At 72.7% G+C, this 19,631-nt stretch carries 19 protein-coding genes and 1 riboswitch; of the genes, 9 read left to right on the forward strand and 10 right to left on the reverse strand.

Features of this window, described 5'->3' with window-relative positions; translation table 11 throughout:
* Window positions 1-411 precede the first annotated feature (411 nt).
* Window positions 412-1,002 carry a DUF4126 domain-containing protein gene (locus ACFTZC_RS10380; protein WP_382888379.1) on the forward strand — a complete coding sequence of 197 codons (591 nt, stop codon included), beginning with the start codon at window positions 412-414 and terminating at the stop codon, window positions 1,000-1,002.
* Between the two features lie 10 nt (window positions 1,003-1,012).
* On the forward strand, window positions 1,013-2,563 hold the full coding sequence (locus tag ACFTZC_RS10385) for a phytoene desaturase family protein (protein ID WP_382888380.1): 1,551 nt from the start codon (window positions 1,013-1,015) through the stop codon (window positions 2,561-2,563).
* 19 nt (window positions 2,564-2,582) lie between these two features.
* Here the strand turns inward: ACFTZC_RS10385 and ACFTZC_RS10390 are convergent, their stop codons facing one another.
* The 6 genes from ACFTZC_RS10390 to ACFTZC_RS10415 form a co-directional block, all read right to left on the reverse strand.
* Entirely contained in the window at window positions 2,583-3,647 is a 1,065-nt protein-coding gene (locus ACFTZC_RS10390) for a hypothetical protein (protein WP_382888381.1), read from the reverse strand.
* 12 nt (window positions 3,648-3,659) lie between these two features.
* Complete coding sequence (metF, locus tag ACFTZC_RS10395) at window positions 3,660-4,577, reverse strand: methylenetetrahydrofolate reductase [NAD(P)H] (RefSeq protein WP_365806631.1); 918 nt, start codon at window positions 4,575-4,577, stop codon at window positions 3,660-3,662.
* 161 nt (window positions 4,578-4,738) lie between these two features.
* Window positions 4,739-5,389 (reverse strand): thiamine phosphate synthase, encoded by a 651-nt coding sequence (thiE, locus tag ACFTZC_RS10400; RefSeq protein WP_382888382.1) that lies wholly within the window; start codon window positions 5,387-5,389, stop codon window positions 4,739-4,741.
* A gap of 141 nt (window positions 5,390-5,530) precedes the next feature.
* Complete coding sequence (locus ACFTZC_RS10405; protein ID WP_365806634.1) at window positions 5,531-5,896, reverse strand: Rv2175c family DNA-binding protein; 366 nt, start codon at window positions 5,894-5,896, stop codon at window positions 5,531-5,533.
* Window positions 5,897-5,996: 100 nt separating this feature from the next.
* Window positions 5,997-7,160 (reverse strand): NAD(P)/FAD-dependent oxidoreductase, encoded by a 1,164-nt coding sequence (locus tag ACFTZC_RS10410; protein ID WP_382888600.1) that lies wholly within the window; start codon window positions 7,158-7,160, stop codon window positions 5,997-5,999.
* Between the two features lie 143 nt (window positions 7,161-7,303).
* Window positions 7,304-7,663 (reverse strand): hypothetical protein, encoded by a 360-nt coding sequence (locus tag ACFTZC_RS10415; RefSeq protein WP_382888383.1) that lies wholly within the window; start codon window positions 7,661-7,663, stop codon window positions 7,304-7,306.
* A 49-nt stretch (window positions 7,664-7,712) separates the two neighbouring features.
* Window positions 7,713-7,826, forward strand: a riboswitch (TPP riboswitch).
* On the opposite strand from ACFTZC_RS10415, the gene thiO reads away from it, so the two are divergent.
* From thiO to ACFTZC_RS10440, 5 genes are all read left to right on the forward strand, one after another.
* Window positions 7,824-9,095 (forward strand): glycine oxidase ThiO, encoded by a 1,272-nt coding sequence (thiO, locus tag ACFTZC_RS10420; RefSeq protein WP_382888384.1) that lies wholly within the window; start codon window positions 7,824-7,826, stop codon window positions 9,093-9,095. (Overlaps the previous riboswitch by 3 nt.)
* 11 nt (window positions 9,096-9,106) lie before the next feature.
* On the forward strand, window positions 9,107-9,307 hold the full coding sequence (gene thiS / locus ACFTZC_RS10425; protein WP_382888601.1) for a sulfur carrier protein ThiS: 201 nt from the start codon (window positions 9,107-9,109) through the stop codon (window positions 9,305-9,307).
* 5 nt (window positions 9,308-9,312) lie between these two features.
* Window positions 9,313-10,107: a thiazole synthase gene (locus ACFTZC_RS10430; RefSeq protein ID WP_382888385.1), complete on the forward strand. Its 795-nt coding sequence runs from the start codon at window positions 9,313-9,315 to the stop codon at window positions 10,105-10,107.
* Window positions 10,108-10,255: 148 nt separating this feature from the next.
* The gene (gene pknB / locus ACFTZC_RS10435; protein WP_382888386.1) at window positions 10,256-12,199 is read left to right on the forward strand and encodes a Stk1 family PASTA domain-containing Ser/Thr kinase; all 1,944 of its coding nucleotides are present in this window, start codon (window positions 10,256-10,258) and stop codon (window positions 12,197-12,199) included.
* A gap of 6 nt (window positions 12,200-12,205) precedes the next feature.
* Window positions 12,206-13,060: a deoxyribonuclease IV gene (locus ACFTZC_RS10440; protein WP_382888387.1), complete on the forward strand. Its 855-nt coding sequence runs from the start codon at window positions 12,206-12,208 to the stop codon at window positions 13,058-13,060.
* Between the two features lie 47 nt (window positions 13,061-13,107).
* Here the strand turns inward: ACFTZC_RS10440 and ACFTZC_RS10445 are convergent, their stop codons facing one another.
* Window positions 13,108-13,740 (reverse strand): sulfite oxidase-like oxidoreductase, encoded by a 633-nt coding sequence (locus tag ACFTZC_RS10445; RefSeq protein WP_382888388.1) that lies wholly within the window; start codon window positions 13,738-13,740, stop codon window positions 13,108-13,110.
* 157 nt (window positions 13,741-13,897) lie between these two features.
* On the opposite strand from ACFTZC_RS10445, the gene bfr reads away from it, so the two are divergent.
* A complete protein-coding gene (gene bfr, locus ACFTZC_RS10450; protein WP_382888602.1) occupies window positions 13,898-14,377 on the forward strand; it encodes a bacterioferritin in 480 nt (159 codons plus the stop codon).
* Between the two features lie 46 nt (window positions 14,378-14,423).
* On the opposite strand, the gene ACFTZC_RS10455 is transcribed toward bfr, so the two are convergent.
* Window positions 14,424-14,672, reverse strand: coding sequence for a bacterioferritin-associated ferredoxin (locus tag ACFTZC_RS10455; protein ID WP_382888389.1), 249 nt, complete (start codon window positions 14,670-14,672; stop codon window positions 14,424-14,426).
* Window positions 14,673-14,828: 156 nt separating this feature from the next.
* Window positions 14,829-16,181 carry a class II 3-deoxy-7-phosphoheptulonate synthase gene (locus tag ACFTZC_RS10460; protein WP_382888390.1) on the reverse strand — a complete coding sequence of 451 codons (1,353 nt, stop codon included), beginning with the start codon at window positions 16,179-16,181 and terminating at the stop codon, window positions 14,829-14,831.
* A 325-nt stretch (window positions 16,182-16,506) separates the two neighbouring features.
* On the opposite strand from ACFTZC_RS10460, the gene ACFTZC_RS10465 reads away from it, so the two are divergent.
* On the forward strand, window positions 16,507-18,480 hold the full coding sequence (locus ACFTZC_RS10465) for a chorismate-binding protein (RefSeq protein ID WP_382888603.1): 1,974 nt from the start codon (window positions 16,507-16,509) through the stop codon (window positions 18,478-18,480).
* Between the two features lie 71 nt (window positions 18,481-18,551).
* Here the strand turns inward: ACFTZC_RS10465 and ACFTZC_RS10470 are convergent, their stop codons facing one another.
* Window positions 18,552-19,580, reverse strand: a complete 1,029-nt coding sequence (locus ACFTZC_RS10470; RefSeq protein ID WP_382888391.1) for a 6-phosphofructokinase — start codon at window positions 19,578-19,580, stop codon at window positions 18,552-18,554.
* Window positions 19,581-19,631: the final 51 nt, after the last annotated feature.

Genomic DNA, 19,631 nt, shown 5'->3' on the forward strand with positions numbered 1-19,631 from the left:
GGCTCATCCCCCATGAGCCGCACCGGACCGACGCGTTCCCCCGTTCCCCCGTTCCCCCGTTCCCCCGTTCCCCCCTGATTCCCCCTGCTTCGCGTCTCCCTCTGGACGCACCCCCCTTGGTGCCCACCCCTTCCCCCGTGGTGCCGGAGGGCCCGCCCTCCACCGATCCTCCGTGGATCCCCCGTGGTCGCCGGGCCCTCCGTACCGCACCCCCGTCACGTCCGGGGAGCCGCGCCTGTTCCGCCGCCCCGTGTCGGCGGTACCGGAGCCGCGCCCCTTCCGTGGGCTCCACTCTTCCGTTCGCGCAGGTCGCGGCCCATCCGCGTACCTACTCAACTCACCTACTAGGTACCTGTACTCAGAACTCGGTACTCCTGCCCACTCCCGGTCCGCGCGGCTACGATCGCGTCCGTGTCCGTACTTCCCCTGATCTTCACGAGCGGCTGGGCCAGCGGCGTCAACGCCTACGCGGTGGTGCTCCTGCTGGGCCTCTTCGGCGCCGCCGGGCTGACCGACGAGGTGCCCGCCTCGCTGCAGCGCACCGACGTGCTGATCGTCGTGGGGGCGCTCTTCCTCTGTGAGGCGGTGGCGGACAAGATCCCGTACGTCGACACCGTGTGGGACTCCGTCCACACCGTCGTCAGACCCCTCGCGGGCGCGGTGGTCGGCGCGCTGCTCGCCGGGGAGAGCGGCTCGCTGCCGGAGCTGGCGGCGGGCGCCGTGGGCGGCTCGACGGCGCTGGTGAGCCATCTCGTCAAGGCCGGGACCCGGATGGCGATCAACACGTCCCCCGAGCCGGTGAGCAACGTCCTGATGAGCACGGCGGAGGACCTGGGCGTCGCCGGGATCGTCGTCTTCGCGCTGTTCCACCCGGTCGCCGCCGCGGTCATCGCGGGGATGCTGCTGGTGGCGGGCGTCGCGACGGTGTTCTTCCTGGCCACCAGGATCCGCCGGTTCCTGCGGCGCAGGACGCGGCGCCGGGCTGTCAGTGACGGTGGATAGGCTCGTACGCATGGGACGGATGGTGATGATCGGGGCCGGGATGGGCGCCATGGCCGCGGCCGCCCGGCTGGCCGTGGCGGGCCACCGGGTGACGGTGTACGAGCGCTCGGCGACCTACGGCGGCGCGGTGGAGCGGTTCGAGCGGGACGGGTTCGTCTTCGACACCGGTCCCGGGCTGCTGCATCTTCCCGCGGTCTACCGCGATCTGTTCGTGAAGACCGGCAAGGAGTCCCTGGAGCGGAGCGTGGAGCTCGTTCAGGTGGACCCGGCGAGCCGCCATCTCTTCGCCGACGGTACGGACGTACGGCTGCCCAACGCGTCGCGGGCGGGCGCCGTCGCGGCACTGGACGCGGCGCTCGGCGCGGGTGCCGGTGAGCGCTGGGCGGAGTTCCTCGGCCGGGCCAGGGACGCCTGGGACCGCTCGCGGCGGCCGCTGCTGGAGGAGCCGCTGTGGCGCGACCCGCGGGTGCTCGGGCGCGACCCGTATCCGGCGGTGCCGCGGCGCCGGCTGCTGCGCTCCCCCCGGCTGGCCACCACGGTCGCCGAGGTCGGCGCCTGGGAGCTGGGCGACCCACGGCTGGCGGCGCTGCTGGACGGCTGCGCGCTGTCGTACGGACTCGATCCGCGGCACGCCCCGGCGAGCGCCGCGGTGCTGCCGTATCTGGAGCAGACCTTCGGCAGCTGGTATGTGCGGGGCGGCATGCGGGAGTTGGCCCGGGCGGTGTACGAACGGTGCCTGGCCCGCAGGGTCGAGTTCGTCTTCGGCGCCGAGGTGACCCGGATCGTCGAGAAGGACGGCGCCGCGGCCGGTGTGGAGCTGGCGGACGGCACGCTCGTCGAGGCCGACGCGGTGGTGGCGGGGGTCGCGCCCGGCCGGCTCCTGGCCGCGCACCCGGGCGGATCCGGCACCGGCGACTCCGGCGGCCGTGGCGACACCGGTGCCGCCGATGAAGCGGCCGTGGCGGAGCGGGACGACGGGTCGGTGCCCGGCCGGTTCACGGTCCTGCTGGCGCTGCGCGGCGGCCGGGACGAGGACGCCGCGCACCGGACGGTGGTGCACTCCCCCGACGGCGGGGCCGAGGCGGCCGCCGTCTTCGGCGGGCGCCCGGCGGAGCGGCCGACGGTCACGGTGCTGCGGCCCGACGACCCGGCGACGCGCCCCGACGGCGGGCACGAGGCCGTCACGCTCACCGCGACCGTCGCCCCGCACGGCCCGGTCGACTGGTCCGACGCGGCGCTCCGCGAGCGGTACGCGGAGCTTCTGATGTCGGCGGCGGAGGCGGCCGTGCCCGGGCTGCCGGAGCGGCTGCTGTGGCACGAGACACGGACGCCCGCCGACACCGCGGCGCGGACGGGGTCCGCGGGGGGCTCGGTCCCCCCACCCGCGCTGGCCGGGGCGGAGGGGCGGCTGCTGCACCCCGCGAACACCACCCGGCTGCCGGGTCTCCACCGCGCCGGCGGCTGGGCGCACCCGGGCGGCGGGCTCGCGCACGCGGGCATGTCGGGGGCGCTGGTCGCCGGACTGGTCGTCGAGGGACCGGAGTTCCGGGGCTCGCGGTGAGCGGGCGGTACGCGGGCGGTCAGTAGCGGTACTGGTCGTTGTTGTAGCCGGAGCCGGAACCGGAGCCGGAGCCCGAACCGGATCCCGCGTCGTACCCCTGCTGGGGCTTCTCGCCCGGCGCCGGGGGGAACGGGTCGTCCTGGCGCTCGCGCTGCTGCGGGACCCATACCCCGCCGGGCGGGGTGTCGTTGGCGTACTGCTGCTGGTGCTGCTGCTGGTGCTGGTCGTGTTCGCCGTACGGCGCCGCGTACTGCTGCCGGCCGCCGAAGCTGTCGTACGTGTCGTACTGCTGGCCGCCGTTGACCGCGCCGCCACCGTACGGGTCGGAGTAGGCCGCGTACTGCTGCTCGCCGGTCCCGTAACCGTACTGCTGGGTCTGCTGGTTGTAGGCGTCCTGGTCCGCGGCGTAGGTGTTCTGCGCCCCGTAGCCGCCCTGCCCCGCGTACGCGTCCTGGTTCGCGTAGCCGTCGTGCGTGGCGTAGGGGTCGTGCGCCGCGTAGGCGTCCTGGCCGGTCTGCTGGGTCCCGTAGCCGGAGTACGGGTCGTACCCGCCGCCGTAACCGCCCGCGTCCGCCGTGCCCATGGCCGCGTCGGCGTTCGCCCGGGAGGCCGAGCGGGGGTCCTGGAGCGCGTCGTCGTAGACGCCGTACTGCCCGGTCTCGTCGGGCATCGGCTCCGTGGTGTACACGGACGCGGCGTCGGCGGCCGGACGGACCGGGAGGGGCTCCTGGGCGGCGGCCGGCTCGTACTCCAGGTCCGAGACCTCAAGCGCGGGTTCGCGGTCGGCGGCCTCCTCCTTGGCGGCCCTGCGCCGTTTGCTGACCGTCGGCCGGCCGGCGATCGCCCACCCCGTCGAGAAGCCGCTGCGGAACGAGAGCGTCACATATGTCTGGCCGACCGCGAAGGCGATCGTGCCGAGCACGATGACGAAGACGTTCGGGATCAGCACACCGAGCACCACACCCATGAACCCGGTGAAGGCGAGCAGCCGCCAGCGCAGCCGCGCCTTGTACTGGAGCAACACCTCGCCCAGCAGCCACAGGGCAACGATGCCGAATGCGATGTAGAGGACCGTCCAGCCCATGCCCGCCCCTAGTCACGACTGCTCGTGCAGTCCGAGATTCTCGTAGATTTCGAGCGTCGCCGTGGAATTGTTGAGTGTGATGAAGTGCAGGCCAGGTACGCCCTCGGACAGCAGGCCGGCGCAGAACTCCGTCGCGAACTCGATGCCGATCGAGCGTACAGCGGCCGGATCGTCCTTCACCGAGAGGATCCGCTCTTTCAGCTCCGCCGGGAAGACCGCGGTGGAGAGCTGGGGCAATCGCTCCAGCATCTTCACACTGGTGACCGGCATGATCTCCGGAATGATCGGGGTCGCGCAACCCGCGGCGTCGACCCGGTCGCGCAGCCGCAGATAACCCTCGGGCTCGAAGAACATCTGGGTGATCGCGTAGTCGGCGCCCGCCCGGCACTTGGCGACGAAGTGGCGGATGTCGGTGTCCCAGTCGGCCGAGCGCGGATGCATCTCGGGGAAGGCGGCCACGCCGACGCAGAAGTCTCCGGACTCCTTGATGAGCCTGACCAGGTCGGCCGCGTACCGCACGCCCTCGGGGTGCTCGATCCACTCCCCCATCGGGTCGCCGGGCGGGTCGCCCCGTACGGCGAGGATGTTGCGTATCCCGGCGTCGGCGTACTGCCCGATCATGTTGCGCAGCTCGGCGACGGACTGGCCGACGGCCGTGAGGTGCGCGACGGGGGTGAGGGTGGTGTCGGCGGCGATCCGTTCCGTGGCCCTGACCGTGCCGTCCCGGGTGGAGCCGCCGGCCCCGTAGGTCACGGAGACGAAGCTCGGGGCGACCGCCTCGACCCTGCGCAGCGCGTTCCAGAGGTTGCGCTCACCCTTCTCGGTCTTGGGCGCCCAGAACTCGAAGGAGTACGAGGTTTTGCCGGTCGCGAGCAGATCACGCACCGTGCGCGCGTGATCCGATCTGGTCGAAGCTGTACCGAGGGCCATATGTGCAGGTTATCCAGGGCGTGGCGGCGACCCAACCGGGCGGGAGGCTTTCAGCGGTATTGCCCGGCAAGTGTCCATCCCTCGGACATACGCCGGACACCTGTGACACGGCCCCGCCACTGGTCAGGTGGCGCGCGGCCGGAACACCCTTCCGCCGCCGGTCAGGCGGCGCGCGCCCGTATCCGTCCGGCCAGGGCCGCCGTCGCCGCCGCCGGGTCGTCGGCCTCCGTGATCGCCCGTACGACGACGACGCGGCGGGCCCCGGCGTCCAGCACCTGGTCCAGGTTGCCCGCGTCGATCCCGCCGATCGCGAACCACGGGCGGTCCGTGCCGCTCGCCGCCGCGTACCGCACCAGGTCGAGGCCCGGGGCGTGCCGGCCCGGCTTGGTGGGGGTGGGCCAGCAGGGGCCCGTACAGAAGTAGTCCACGCCGGGCTCGGCGAGCGCCGCGTCCACCTCGGTGCGCGCGTGGGTGGAGCGGCCGATCAGCGGGGTGGGGCCGAGGATCGCCCGCGCCGCCGGGACGGGCAGGTCGCCCTGGCCGAGGTGGAGCACGTCGGAGCCGATGGCGTGCGCGACGTCGGCGCGGTCGTTCACGGCGAGCAGCCTGCCGTGGCGGCGGCAGGCGTCCGCGAAGACCCGGAGGTGGTCCAGTTCCTCGGCCGCCTCCATGTCCTTGTCGCGGAGCTGGACGATGTCCACGCCGGAGGCCAGCACGGCGTCGAGGAACTCGGGGAGGTCCCCCTGCCGTTTGCGGGCGTCCACGCACAGGTAGAGCCGGGCGTCGGACAGTGCCTCGTGGGGCGTGGGCATGGGAAGGTCCCCCCGTTGGATCCGCGTCCGCAAACCGCATCCGGAACCGCGTCCGGAACCGCTCGCGGAGCTGTGTGTGGAGCTACGTGACTTCCTGGACGGGCGGCGGCGGGCGCCGCCCGTCCCCGGATGATGAGGCCGTCAGACGGCGAGCGCCTGAGCCCGGCGCTTCACCTCCGTACCGCGATTCTCGCTGAGCGCCTGCGCGGGGGTGCCGGGCAGGCTGGGGTCGGGGGTGAAGAGCCACTCAAGCATCTCTTCGTCGGTGAAGTGGTCGTCCCTCAGGAGCGTCAGGGTGCCGGCGAGCCCCTTGACGACCTTGGTGCCGTCGATGAAGGCGGCGGGAACCTGGAGCGTCCTGTTCTCGCCCCGGCGCACGGCGATGAGCTGGCCTTCCTTCACCAACTGCCGCACGCGCGTCACCTCGACACCGAGCATTTCGGCGATATCGGGCAGGTGAAGCCAGGCGGGGACGAGAGCATCGATCTTTGCGTCAATCTCGGTCACAGGACAAGCGTGCCATCCCGGACTGACACCGGGCACCCCGAGCCACCCCGGACGGGGTGGAAACCAGGGCACAACGGACCCGGACCGCCCGCCGGACGGCTCAGCGGACCGCCTTGCGCAGCGGTACCGCCGGGTCGGCCGTCAGCTCCCGGTCGAGGCGCGCGCCCGCCTCGATCAGCTTGCGGCCCTGGGCCAGGTCGCGGGGGCGCCCCACGGCCAGCAGGGCCACCAGGACGCCGTCGCGCAGCCAGACCGCCGACCAGGACGCCCCCGCGGGGTCGCCGCGCCGTACCAGGGTGTCGGCCGCCCCGTGGTGGCCCGCGTACTGGACGAACCGGCCGAACTGCTCCGACCAGAAGTACGGCACCGGATCGTAGACCGGGTCGGTCTCCCCGACGGCCTGCGCGGCGACCGTGAGCGGCCCCTGGAGCGCGTTGTCCCAGTGGTGGACGAGGAGCCGTTCGCCGTAGCGCGCGGACGGGAAGGAGGCGCAGTCACCGACCGCGTACACGTCCGGCAGCGAGGTGCGCAGCCGTTCGTCCGCGGTGATCGAGCCGTCCGCGCCGAGCGCGATGCCGGAGCCCGCGAGCCAGGCCGTCGCGGGCCGTGCGCCGATGCCGACGACCACCGCGTCCGCGGCGAGCCGGCGGCCGTCCGCGAGGATCACCGTGCCCGGCTCGACGGCGGCCACACCGGTGCCCGTCAGCAGTTCGGCGCCGCTCTCCGCGTACCAGTCGGTCATGGGGGCGGCGACCTCGGCGGGCAGGGCGCCCGCGAGGGGCCGGTCGGCCGCCTCCACGACGGTCACCACGCACCCGGCCTCACGGGCGGCGGTGGTGAACTCCGCGCCGATCCAGCCGGCGCCCACGACGACGACCTGCCGCCGCCGCTCCAGTACGGGGCGCAGCCGCACGGCGTCGTCGAGCGTGCGCAGCGGGTGGACCCCGGGCACGCCCTCCGTGCCGGGCAGTACGGCGGGTTCGGCGCCGGTGGCGATGACCAGCACGTCGTACGGGACGGGCCCGGCGGTGGTGTCCAGCTCCCGGTCGGACGGGCGCAGCCCGGTGGCTTCCAGGCCGAGCCTGAGGTCGACGGAGAGGGCCCCGAAGTCGATGTCGAAGGCGGACCCTTCGGCCGTGCCGAGCAGGATCGCCTTGGAGAGCGGGGGCCGGTCGTAGGGCGGGTGGGGTTCCGCGCCGATCAGGGTGATCCGGCCGCCGTATCCCTTCTCGCGCAGGGCGACGGCGGTCCGCACCCCCGCCATGCCCGCGCCGACGACGACCACCCCGGGCTCGTCCGGCCGCCCGTCGCGCGGGTCCCACCCCTCGTGCCCGTCACGTCCGTGTGCCTGCCGCTGTTCGCTCACCCGGTCACCTTAGAGGTCGCGGACAGGTAGGGCGGCGGTGATCAGACAACCACCGGAGCGCCGGCGGGCAGCTCCTCCACGACGCTCGTCCCGCTGCCTTCCCGGGACTCCCACTCCCAGCTCTCCTCCAGCCGGACCCGGCCGTCGGGGAGGTCGACGACGGTGGAGACGCAGTGCCCCGAGGACGTCTCGCCGCCCTGCCTCAACTGGACGTAGCGGAAGTCGAGACGGTCGCCGGTACGCGTTCCCACGAGGTGGCCGCGGACCACGTCGCCGCCTTCGTAGGAGGCCCAGATACGGCCGTCCTCCTCGTGGTAGACGAAGCGGGTACGGGTCCCGACCTGGCCCGGGGCCTGGTCGGCGACGGGTGAGAGGACGAGTCCGTCCAACGAGCGGGCCATGGTGACGCTCCCTTACGACCTGGTGGACGGCGCGTTAGTCTGGCGGTCGACACTACCTCGCGGGAGTCCGGACGCACCGGGCTGAGAGGGAGGCTGGAGCGGCCTCCGACCGTACGAACCTGATCCGGGTCATGCCGGCGAAGGGAGGGGCTGGACGCCCATGCACGCACCCACACGGTCATCGTCCCGCACACCGACATCCCGCACACCGCCATCCCCCACGGGGTACGACGTCCTGGTCGTCGGCGGCGGGATCATCGGTCTGGTCACGGCCTGGCGCGCGGCCCTCCGCGGGCTGCGTACCGCCGTCGCCGACCCGGACCCGGGCGGCGGCGCGGCGGGGGTCGCGGCGGGCATGCTCGCCGCCGTCACCGAGCTGCACCACGGCGAGCAGACCCTGCTCGGGCTCAATCTCGCCTCCGCCGGGCGGTATCCGGCGTTCGTCGCGGAGCTGGAGGAGGCGAGCGGCCGGGACACCGGGTACCGGGCGTGCGGCACGCTCGCGGTGGCCCTGGACTCCGACGACCGAGCGCAGCTCCGCGAACTGCACGCGCTGCAGCGGCGCTCGGGGCTGGCCTCCGAGTGGCTGACGGGGCGCGAGTGCCGGCGTCTGGAGCCGATGCTGGCGCCGGGGGTTCGCGGGGGCCTGCGGGTCGACGGCGACCACCAGATCGACCCGCGCCGGCTCGCGGCGGCGCTCCTCACGGCGTGCGAGCGGGCCGGGGTGGTCTTCCACCGCGCCTGGGCCCGGGAGCTCACCGTCGTACGGGACCGGGCCGCGGGCGCCGTCCTCGCCGACGGCGGCGCGCTCGCCGCGGACCGGGTGGTGCTGGCGGGCGGCAGCCTCAGCGGCAGGCTGGCGGGCGTGCCCCCGGAGGCGGTGCCGCCCGTACGGCCCGTCAAGGGGCAGGTCCTGCGCCTGACGATGCCGCGCCGCCACGGGCCCTTCCTGTCTCGGACGGTACGGGCCGTGGTGCGGGGCGGCCAAGTCTATCTGGTGCCGCGCGAGAACGGCGAGCTGGTCGTCGGCGCGACCAGTGAGGAACTGGGCTGGGACACGACGGTCACGGCGGGCGGGGTGTACGAGCTGCTGCGCGACGCGCACGAGCTGGTGCCCGGCATCACCGAGCTGCCGCTCACCGAGACCCGCGCCGGGCTGCGCCCCGGCTCGCCGGACAACGCGCCGCTGCTCGGGCCGACCGTGCTGCCGGGTCTGTCGCTGGCCACCGGCCACTACCGCAACGGGGTCCTGCTGACGCCGGTCACCGGCGATGTCCTGGCCACGGTCCTGACGACGGGTGAACTCCCGCCCGAGGCGGCGCCCTTCACCCCGCTGCGCTTCTCCGCCGGCGCGTCCGGCACGTCCACCACTCCCGCCACCGCGGCCGCGTCCGGCGCGTCCGCGGCCGCCCCTGTGGAGCAGTCCGCATGAACACCACCGTGATGCATGTCTCCGTCAACGGCGAGCGACGCGAGTTCGCCGCCGCGACCACCCTCGACACCGTCGTCGCGACCCTCACCCCGGCGCGCTCCGGGGTGGCCGCCGCCGTCAACGAGACGGTGGTCCCCCGTACCCGCTGGTCCGGCACCGCGCTCAGCGACGGCGACCGGGTCGAAGTACTCACCGCCGTCCAGGGAGGCTGACGGACATGGCCGACGATCTGCTCACCATCGGCTCCACCACGTTCGCCTCCCGGCTGATCATGGGGACGGGCGGGGCGCCCAGCCTCGATGTCCTCGAACGCTCGCTGATCGCCTCCGGCACCGAACTCACCACGGTCGCGATGCGCCGACTCGACCCCACCGTGCAGGGGTCCGTGCTCTCCGTGCTGGACCGGCTCGGCATCCGCCCGCTGCCCAACACGGCGGGCTGCTTCACCGCCGGCGAGGCCGTCCTCACCGCGCGCCTGGCCCGGGAGGCGCTCGGCACCGAGTGGATCAAGCTGGAGGTCGTCGCGGACGAGCGCACCCTGCTGCCCGACCCGGTGGAGCTGCTGGACGCCGCGGAGACCCTCGTGGACGACGGGTTCACCGTCCTGCCGTACACCAACGACGACCCGGTCCTGGCGGCGAAGCTGGAGGACGTGGGGTGCGCGGCGATCATGCCGCTCGGCTCGCCCATCGGCTCCGGGCTCGGCATCCGCAACCCGCACAACTTCCAGCTCATCGTGGAGCGCGCCGGCGTCCCGGTGATCCTGGACGCGGGCGCGGGCACCGCGTCGGACGCCGCGCTCGCGATGGAGCTGGGGTGCGCCGCGGTGATGCTGGCGTCCGCGGTCACCCGCGCCCAGGAGCCGGTGCTGATGGCCGAGGCGATGCGGCACGCGGTGGCGGCGGGCCGGCTGGCGCGGCGGGCGGGCCGGATCCCGCGCCGCCACTTCGCGGAGGCGTCCTCCCCGGTGGACGGGGTGGCGGCGCTCGACCCGGAGCGGCCCTGCTTCTGAACCGCCCGGCGCGCCACACGCGTACGGGGCCGAGGCGCGTCCGGTGCGTAACGGCGCTCCGGGAGGCCTGTCACAGGTCGGCTTCAGTCGTGCGCCCGCTCCGACCGGGGCTTCGGGAGTGTCGGCGGTGACTCGTAGACTCACCGGCGTGGATACGACCCTTCAGGACCCCATCGTCGGGCAGGTGCTCGACGGCCGTTACCGCGTCGAGGCGCGGATCGCGGTCGGCGGCATGGCCACGGTCTACCGGGCCGTGGACACCCGGCTCGACCGGGTCCTGGCGCTCAAGGTGATGCATCCGGCGCTCGCGGCGGACGTCTCCTTCGTGGAGCGGTTCATCCGCGAGGCCAAGTCGGTGGCGCGGCTGGCGCACCCCAATGTGGTCGCGGTCTTCGACCAGGGCGCGGAGGGCGCGTACGTCTACCTGGCGATGGAGTACGTCGCCGGGTGCACCCTGCGCGATGTCGTACGGGAGCGCGGGGCGCTGCGCCCGCGGGCCGCGCTGGACATCCTGGAGCCGGTGCTCGCCGCGCTCGGCGCCGCGCACCGGGCCGGGTTCGTCCACCGGGACATGAAGCCGGAGAACGTGCTGATAGGGGACGACGGCCGGGTCAAGGTCGCCGACTTCGGGCTGGTCAGGGGCGTCGGGGAGGTGACCAACACCACCGGGACCGTCCTCGGCACGGTCTCGTACCTCGCGCCGGAGCAGATCGAGTACGGCACGTCCGACACCCGCGTCGATGTGTACGCCTGCGGGGTCGTCCTGCACGAGATGCTGACCGGTGCCAAGCCGCACTCCGGGGACACCCCCGCGCAGGTCCTCTACCGCCATCTCAACGAGGACGTGCCGGCCCCGTCCGCCGCCGTTCCCGGGCTCGCCCCGGAGCTGGACCGGCTGGTCGCCGCGGCGACCGCCCGTGACCCCGAGGACCGGCCGCTCGACGCGGTCGCGCTGCTGGCGCTGGTCCGCGCGGCCCGTGCGGCGCTCACGGACGCGCAGCTCGACGCCGTACCGCCGCGGGCCAGGCCCGAGCCGGCGGCCGGCGCGGACGCCGACGGGCGTACGACGGTGATCCCCCGGATCCGGCCCGTCGAGGAGCCCGACGACGAGCCCGTCCGGCACACGAGCCGGCTGGAGATGCCGCCCCCGGACGCCGGGCCGCCGGCCGGCCGGTCCCGGTACGGGGCCGGGGGGCGCCGGGGGATGCCGTCGCGCGGGGTGCTCGCGGCGGTCGTCGCGGTGCTGCTCGTCCTCGGGGTGGGGACGGGGGTCTGGTACATCAACTCGGGCCAGTTCACCCGGGTGCCGTCGCTGCTCGGGCAGACGGAGCAGGAGGCGCGCGAGCGGCTCGGCGCCGAGGGCCTGGACGCGAAGGTCACCCGGGACTTCAGCGACAGCTTCGACCGGGGCACGGTGATGGGGACGGATCCGGAGCCCCGCTCCCGGGTCCGGGGCAGCGGTCCGGTGACGCTGGTCATCTCGCGCGGCCCGGAGATCGTCCGGGTGCCCGACCTGACCGGCAAGACGCTGGCCGAGGCGCGGTCCGCCCTGAAGGAGGCCGGGCTGGCCGCCGGCCTGGTCAAGCGGGAGTTCGACGAGGACGTCGCGCGGGGCACGGTGATCAGCTCCACGCCCGCGGCGGGCCGGGACGTACGGCCCGACGCGGGGATCGCGCTCCTGGTCAGCAAGGGCGCCCCCGTCGACATGCCCGATGTGACCGGCACGTCCGTGGCCGACGCCACCACCGAGCTGGAGGACGCGGGGCTCACGGTGAAGATCGCCGCGGAGCAGGTGAACGCCGCGCAGGACGAGGGCACGGTCGCCCGGCAGTCCGCCGCCGAGGGGACCCGCCTGGCGCAGGGCGACACGGTCACGCTGACGGTCTCCAAGGGCCCGCGGATGGTCTCCGTACCGGATGTGACCGGGCAGGGCACCGAGGCCGCGAAGAAGGTGCTGGAGGACGCGGGCTTCCAGGTGGAGGTCGAGCGGAGCTTCCCGTTCCTGGGGGACACCGTGGGCGAGCAGTCCGTCACCGGCGGCGAACAGGCCCCCGAGGGCTCCACCATCACCCTCAAGACCAAGGGACTCTAGACACAGATGCGCAACCCTGTCGGCGCCCATGTCCCCGTGGCCGGCGGGCTCGCCACGGCCGGTCTGGCGTACGCGCGCGAGCTGGGCGCGGAGACCGTCCAGGTCTTCGCGGCCAATCCGCGCGGCTGGGCGACGCCCGCCGGGAATCCGGCGCAGGACGAGCGGTTCCGCGCCGAGTGCGCGGCGGCGCGGATCCCCGCGTACGTACACGCCCCGTATCTGATCAACTTCGGCTCGCACACGGAGGCGACCGCCGAGAAGTCCGTGGAGTCGCTCCGCCACAGTCTGCGGCGGGGCCGGGAGATCGGCGCGCTGGGTGTGGTCGTGCACACCGGTTCCGCGACCGGCGGCCGGCCGCGTGAGGTGGCGCTCGCGCAGGTACGGGAGCGGATGCTGCCCCTCCTGGACGAGCTGACCCACGACGACGACCCGTTCCTGCTGCTGGAGTCGACGGCGGGCCAGGGCTTCTCGCTCTGCTCACGGACCTGGGACTTCGGCCCGTACTTCGACGCGCTGGACTCCCACCCCCGGCTCGGGATCTGCCTGGACACCTGCCACATCTTCGCCGCGGGGCACGACCTGACCGGGCCGCACGGCATGCGGCAGACCCTGGACCTGCTGGTGGACACGGTCGGCGCCGGCCGGCTCAAGCTGATCCACGCCAACGACTCCAAGGATGTGACGGGCGCGCACAAGGACCGGCACGAGAACATCGGCGCGGGGCACATCGGGGAGGACCCGTTCCGCGAGCTGTTCACGCATCCGGCGACCGCGGGCGTACCGCTGGTGATCGAGACCCCGGGCGGCAAGGAGGGGCACGCGGCGGACGTGGCCCGGCTGAAGAAGCTGCGCGACGGCTGAGCCCTCACTCCCGGCGGGGCCCCGGCCGCGTAAAGAGTGCGGGGCCGTCAGAGTTCGGGGCCGTCGCCCGGGAGTTCCTGGTAGGAGTAGCGCTGCTCGGACCAGGGGTCGCCGACGTTGTGATAGCCGCGTTCCTCCCAGAAACCCCGGCGGTCGGCGGTCATGTATTCCACGCCCCGGACCCATTTCGGGCCCTTCCACGCGTAGAGCTGCGGAACGATGAGCCGTACCGGAAATCCGTGTTCCGCGGTGAGCAATTCGCCGTCCTTGTGGGTGGCGAAGATCGTGCGGTCGGATACGAAGTCGGCGAGCCGCAGATTCGAGCTGAAGCCGTACTCGGCCCAGACCATCACATGCGTGACGTTCGGCGCGGGCGGCGCGAGTTCCACGACCGTCCGGGCGGGCACCCCGCCCCATTCGGCCCCGACCATGCTGAATTTTGTGACGCAGTGCAGATCGGCGACCACGGTGGAGAACGGCAGCGCCGAGAACTCACCATGGTTCCAGCAGTGTTTGTCGCCGTCGGCGGTCGCGCCGAAGACCCGGAACTCCCAGCGTTCCTGCCGGAACTTCGGTACGGGGCCGTAATGCGTGACCGGCCAGCCGCGCTGCAGGCGCTGTCCCGGCGGCAGCTCGGACACTTCCGGCTCCCGACGCTCCCGGCTCTCCGGCTGACCCATGCCTTCCATGGTGACAGACCGGGAGGGGTGGTGATGACCAGGTACACCTCGATTCCGGCAACTCCTACTAAGCGTGCACTTACTGGACGACCTCCGGATCACGGTGCGAGGATGCCCAGCATTCCGCTCCGTCACCGGCTTGGAAGGAGTCCGCGCGATGCAGGGCGACCCCGAGGTCATTGAATTCCTCAATGAGCAGCTGACCGCCGAACTGACCGCGATCAATCAGTACTTTCTGCATTCGAAAATGCAGGAGAACTTCGGCTGGACGAAACTCGCCAAGTACACCCGGGCCGAGTCGTTCGACGAGATGAAGCATGCTGAACTCCTCACCGACCGGCTGCTGTTCCTGGAGGGCCTGCCGAACTATCAGCGGCTCTTCCATGTACGGGTGGGCCAGACGGTCACGGAGATGTTCCAGGCGGACCGGCAGGTCGAGGTGGAGGCGATCGACCGCCTCAAGCGCGGTATCGACGTGATGCGGTCCAAAGGCGACCACACATCTAAAGGGATCTTCGAATCGATCCTGGAGGACGAGGAACACCACATCGACTATCTCGACACGCAACTGGAGCTGATCGAGAAACTCGGCGAACCGCTCTACATCGCCCAGCTCATCGAGCAGCCCGACAGCTGAGACAGCCGCGACGGCTGCGACGGCTGAAACGGCCGGGACAGCGGGCCTATGCGGCGTCCCTGAGGGCCGGGGCGGGCGGCTGCTGCGGCTGTTGCCGTGGCTGCTCCAGCAGCTCACGGCGCGGACATCCACCGCGCCCCAGGAGCGACTGGATGCGCCGTACGCACGAGCCGCAGTCGGTGCCGGCCTTGCTGGCCGACGCGATCTCGCGGGGCGTGCACGCGCCGGCCGCCGCGTGTTCCTTCACCTGCGTCTCGGTGATCCCGAAACATGAGCAGACGTACACGCGGTTCACCTCCCGACGCCGAGTTCCGCTGCTGTGGAGCCACGCCGCATGATCGGTGAGGCTAACCTAACCTTACCTGTCATGCCGGGTACGGAAAAGTCCTGGAAAGACAGGTGGGGCGCGGATCACACCGATCCGCGCCCCACCGGGCCGTACAGGAGGCTCCTACTGGTCCCGGTACATCTCCGCGACCAGGAAGGCCAGGTCCAGCGACTGGCTGCGGTTGAGCCGGGGGTCGCAGGCCGTCTCGTAGCGCTGGTGCAGATCGTCGACGAAGATCTCGTCGCCGCCGCCCACGCACTCGGTGACGTCGTCGCCGGTCAGCTCGACGTGGATGCCGCCCGGGTGCGTGCCGAGCGCCTTGTGGACCTCGAAGAAGCCCTTGACCTCGTCGAGCACGTCGTCGAAGCGGCGGGTCTTGTGGCCGGAGGCCGCCTCGAAGGTGTTGCCGTGCATCGGGTCCGTCACCCAGGCCACCGTGGCGCCGGACGCCGTCACCTTCTCGACCAGGGTCGGGAGCTTGTCCCTGACCTTGTCGGCGCCCATGCGGACGATGAAGGTGAGCCGCCCGGGCTCGCGGTCCGGGTCGAGCCGGTCGATGTAGGTCAGCGCCTCGTCGACGGTGGTCGTCGGGCCGAGCTTGATCCCGATCGGGTTCTTGATCTTCGAGGCGAACTCGATGTGCGCGCCGTCGAGCTGGCGGGTGCGCTCACCGATCCACACCATGTGGCCCGAGACGTCGTAGAGCCCGCCGGTCCGGGAGTCGACCCGGGCCAGCGCCGACTCGTAGTCCAGCAGCAGCGCCTCGTGCGAGGCGTAGAACTCGACGGTGCGGAACTCGGCCGGGTCGGTGCCCGCCGCCTTCATGAAGTTGAGCGCGTTGTCGATCTCGCGGGCGAGCTGCTCGTAACGCTGGCCCGACGGGGACGACTTCACGAAGTCCTGGTTCCAGGCGTGCACCTGGCGCAGGTCGGCGTATCCACCCGTGGTGAAGGCGCGCACCAGGTTGAGCGTCGCGGCGGACGCGTGGTACATCCGCTTGAGGCGCTCGGGGTCGGGGACGCGGGACTTCTCGTCGAAGGCGAAGCCGTTGACCGAGTCGCCCCGGTACGTCGGCAGGGTCACGCCGTCGCGGGTCTCGGTGCCCTTGGAGCGCGGCTTCGAGTACTGCCCGGCGATCCGGCCGACCTTGACCACCGGCACGGACGCCGCGTACGTGAGAACGGCACCCATCTGAAGGAGGGTCTTCAGCTTGTTCCTGATCTGGTCGGCGGAGACGGCGTCGAACGCCTCGGCGCAGTCACCGCCCTGCAGCAGGAACGCCTCGCCCTTGGCGACGGACGCCAGCCGGGCACGGAGCTGGTCGCACTCCCCCGCGAAGACCAGCGGCGGATAGCTCTCCAGCTCCGCCACGACAGCACGCAGGGCTTCGCGGTCCGGATACTCCGGCTGCTGAGCAGCGGGAAGATCGTGCCAGGACGGCACATGCTTGGCGGAGTTCTCAGCGTTCACTGTCACGCGCTCCAGATTACGTGGTCGAGGGCGCCGGGCGGCGCGGCGCTCACAGTGTGGAACAGACCGGTGCCCCGGCGCATGCGCTATCGTGCGGCTCATGCTCGCGCATTCGCATCAGACCTGGTGGTGGCCCGCTCGTCCGGCGGTCCACTGATTCACGCGCGCACCACGAATCACGAAGGCCGCCCGAGGGGCGGCCTTCAGTGTTCTCCAGGTCCGGATGCCAGGTTCCCGGCCGGGGAAGCGGGCCGTTCCTCTCCCTCCTCCGGAAGGAACACCGCAGATGAACACCGACCCGATGGCCACCGGCCCGATGGCCACCGATCTGATGGCCACCGGCCCTTCCCCGGCCGCCCGGCTGATCGGCCGGCTGCTGGACGACGACTGCCCGCCCTTCGCCCTGCTGCGCCGCCGCACCCCCGGCCGTGACCATGACACCGTCGAGCTGCTGATCGGCTCCGTGCACGAGGCGGAGCGGCTCGCGGATCTCCCGGCGGGCGACCGCACCGCGCTGGCCCTGGTGCCGTTCCGGCAGATCAGGGAGCGCGGCTTCGACGTACGGGACGACGGGACGCCGCTGGCCGTGCTGGTCGCGGACGAGACGTACGAGGTGCCCCTCACCGAGGTGCTCGACCGGCTGCCCGCGCACCCGGTACGGGTCGAGGACGGCGCCTTCGACATCGACGACGAGCGGTACGCGGAGATCGTGCGGCGGGTCGTCGACGAGGAGATCGGCCGGGGCGAAGGCGCGAACTTCGTCATCCGGCGCACCTTCGAGGGCCGGATCCCCGGCTTCGGCCGGGCGGACGCCCTCGCGCTCTTCCGGCGGCTGCTCGTCGGGGAGCAGGGCGCGTACTGGACGTTCCTGGTGCACACGGGCGGGCCCGGCGGTACCGGCGGCGGTGACCGGGACGGCCGGTCCGGCGGGCGGACGCTGGTCGGGGCCAGTCCCGAGGTGCATGTCCGGATGAGCGGCGGAACCGTCGTGATGAACCCCATCAGCGGGACCTTCCGCTATCCGGCCGGGAGCCCCGATCCGGAGGCGCTGCTGGAGTTCCTGGGCGACCGCAAGGAGACCGACGAGCTCTCCATGGTCGTCGACGAGGAGCTGAAGATGATGTGCACGGTCGGCGACCGGGGCGAGGTGGTGATCGGCCCCCGGCTCAAGGAGATGGCCCATCTCGCGCACACCGAGTACGAACTGCGCGGGCGCTCCTCGCTCGATGTGCGCGAGGTGCTGCGGGAGACGATGTTCGCGGCGACGGTCACCGGCTCGCCGGTGCAGAACGCCTGCCGGGTCATCGAGCGCCACGAGGTGGGCGGACGCGGCTACTACGCGGGCGCGCTCGCGCTCCTCGGGCGGGACTCCGGCGGGGCGGCGACCCTCGACTCCCCGATCCTGATCCGTACCGCCGACATCGGCGCCGACGGCGCGCTGCGGGTGCCGGTCGGGGCCACGCTCGTACGCCACTCGCGGCCGGAGAGCGAGGTGGCCGAGACGCACGCCAAGGCGGCGGGGGTGCTGGCGGCGCTGGGGGTACGGCCGGGGCGCCCGCGCGCGCAGGCGGCCCTGCCCCGGCTCGCCGACGACCCGCGGGTACGGGCGGCGCTGGACGCGCGGCGCGCGGATCTGGCGCCGTTCTGGCTGCGGATGCGGGAGACCACCGCGGCGCTGTCGGGGCATGCGCTGATCGTCGACGCCGAGGACACCTTCACCGCGATGCTGGCCCACCTCCTGCGCTCCTCGGGGCTGGCGGTGACCGTACGGCGCTACGACGAGGCGGGGCTGCGGGAGGCGGCGCTCGGCCACGCGGACCGGGTGGGGCCCGTGGTGCTGGGTCCCGGCCCGGGTGACCCGGCGGACACGGGTGACCCGAAGATGCGGCTGCTGCGCGGGCTGGCGGCGGAGCTGCTGGACTCGCGCGGGACCCGGCGCCACGGGGTGCTCGGGGTCTGCCTGGGGCACGAGCTGCTGGCGGCGGAGCTGGGGCTGGGGACCGTACGCAAGCGGGTGCCGTACCAGGGCCTCCAGACCCGCGTGGGGCTCTTTGGCCGGGAGGAGACGGTGGGCTTCTACAACAGCTTCACCGCGCGGTGCGACGACGCGGCGGCGGCGCGGCTGGCGGCGCGGGGCGTGGAGGTGAGCCGGGACCCGGCGAGCGGGGAGGTGCACGCGCTGCGGGGCGCGGGGTTCGCGTCGGTGCAGTTCCATCCGGAGTCGGTGCTGACGCTGGACGGCCCGGGGATCGTGACGGAGCTGCTGGCGGGCGCTGAGACGACGGCGACGGCGGTACGGGGATAGTGGAGCCCGGTGCGCCGGGCGGCCGGGTGCACGGGTTCCCGGCCGCCCGGCGTGGTCCGGGCCGGCGCCCCTCAGCCGAAGAAGACGCCCGCCTCCTCGTACAGTTCGGGGCGGACCGTCTTGAGTTGGGCCGTCGCCTCCGCCATCGGGACGCGCACGACGTCCGTGCCGCGCAGGGCGACCATCTTCCCGTAGTCGCCGTCGCGCACCGCCTCGATCGCGTGCAGGCCGAAGCGGGTGGCCAGCCAGCGGTCGAAGGCGCTCGGGGTGCCGCCGCGCTGGACATGGCCGAGCACGGTGGTGCGGGCCTCCTTGCCGGTGCGCCGTTCGATCTCCTTGGCCAGCCACTCGCCGACACCGGACAGCCGGACGTGGCCGTACGAGTCCAGCGTGCCGTCCTTGAGGACCAGATCGCCGTCCTTGGGCATCGCGCCCTCCGCGACGACCACGATCGGCGCGTACGACGCCTTGAAGCGGGAGGTCACCCAGGCGCAGACCTGGTCGACGTCGAAGCGCTGCTCGGGGATGAGGATGACGTTGGCGCCGCCCGCGAGCCCGGAGTGCAGGGCGATCCAGCCGGCGTGCCGGCCCATCACCTCGCAGACCAGGACGCGCATATGGGACTCGGCGGTGGTGTGCAGCCGGTCGATGGCCTCCGTCGCGATCCCGACGGCGGTGTCGAAGCCGAAGGTGTAGTCGGTGGCGGACAGGTCGTTGTCGATGGTCTTGGGGACACCGACGCAGGGCACCGAGTACTCGTCGGAGAGGCGTGACGCGACCCCGAGCGTGTCCTCGCCGCCGATCACGACCAGCGCGTCGACGCCCGTCGCGGCCAGGGTCTCCCTGATCCGGCGGACGCCGTCCTCCTCCTTGAACGGATTGGTGCGCGAGGAGCCGAGGATGGTGCCGCCGCGTGGCAGGATGCCGCGCACGGTGGGGATGTCGAGCCGTACGGTGTCGCCGTCCAGCGCGCCGCGCCAGCCGTCCCGGAAGCCGGTGAAGCCGTAGCCGTACTCCTGAACGCCTTTGCGCACGAGAGCCCGGATGACCGCGTTGAGTCCGGGGCAGTCGCCGCCGCCCGTCAGTACTCCGACCCGCATGAAGCACGTCCCTTCGCCAGGAGGGGTGATTCAGGTCACTCCGGCATGGTG

The sequence above is a fragment of the Streptomyces sp. NPDC056987 genome (genome assembly GCF_042673865.1).
Taxonomy (GTDB): domain Bacteria; phylum Actinomycetota; class Actinomycetes; order Streptomycetales; family Streptomycetaceae; genus Streptomyces.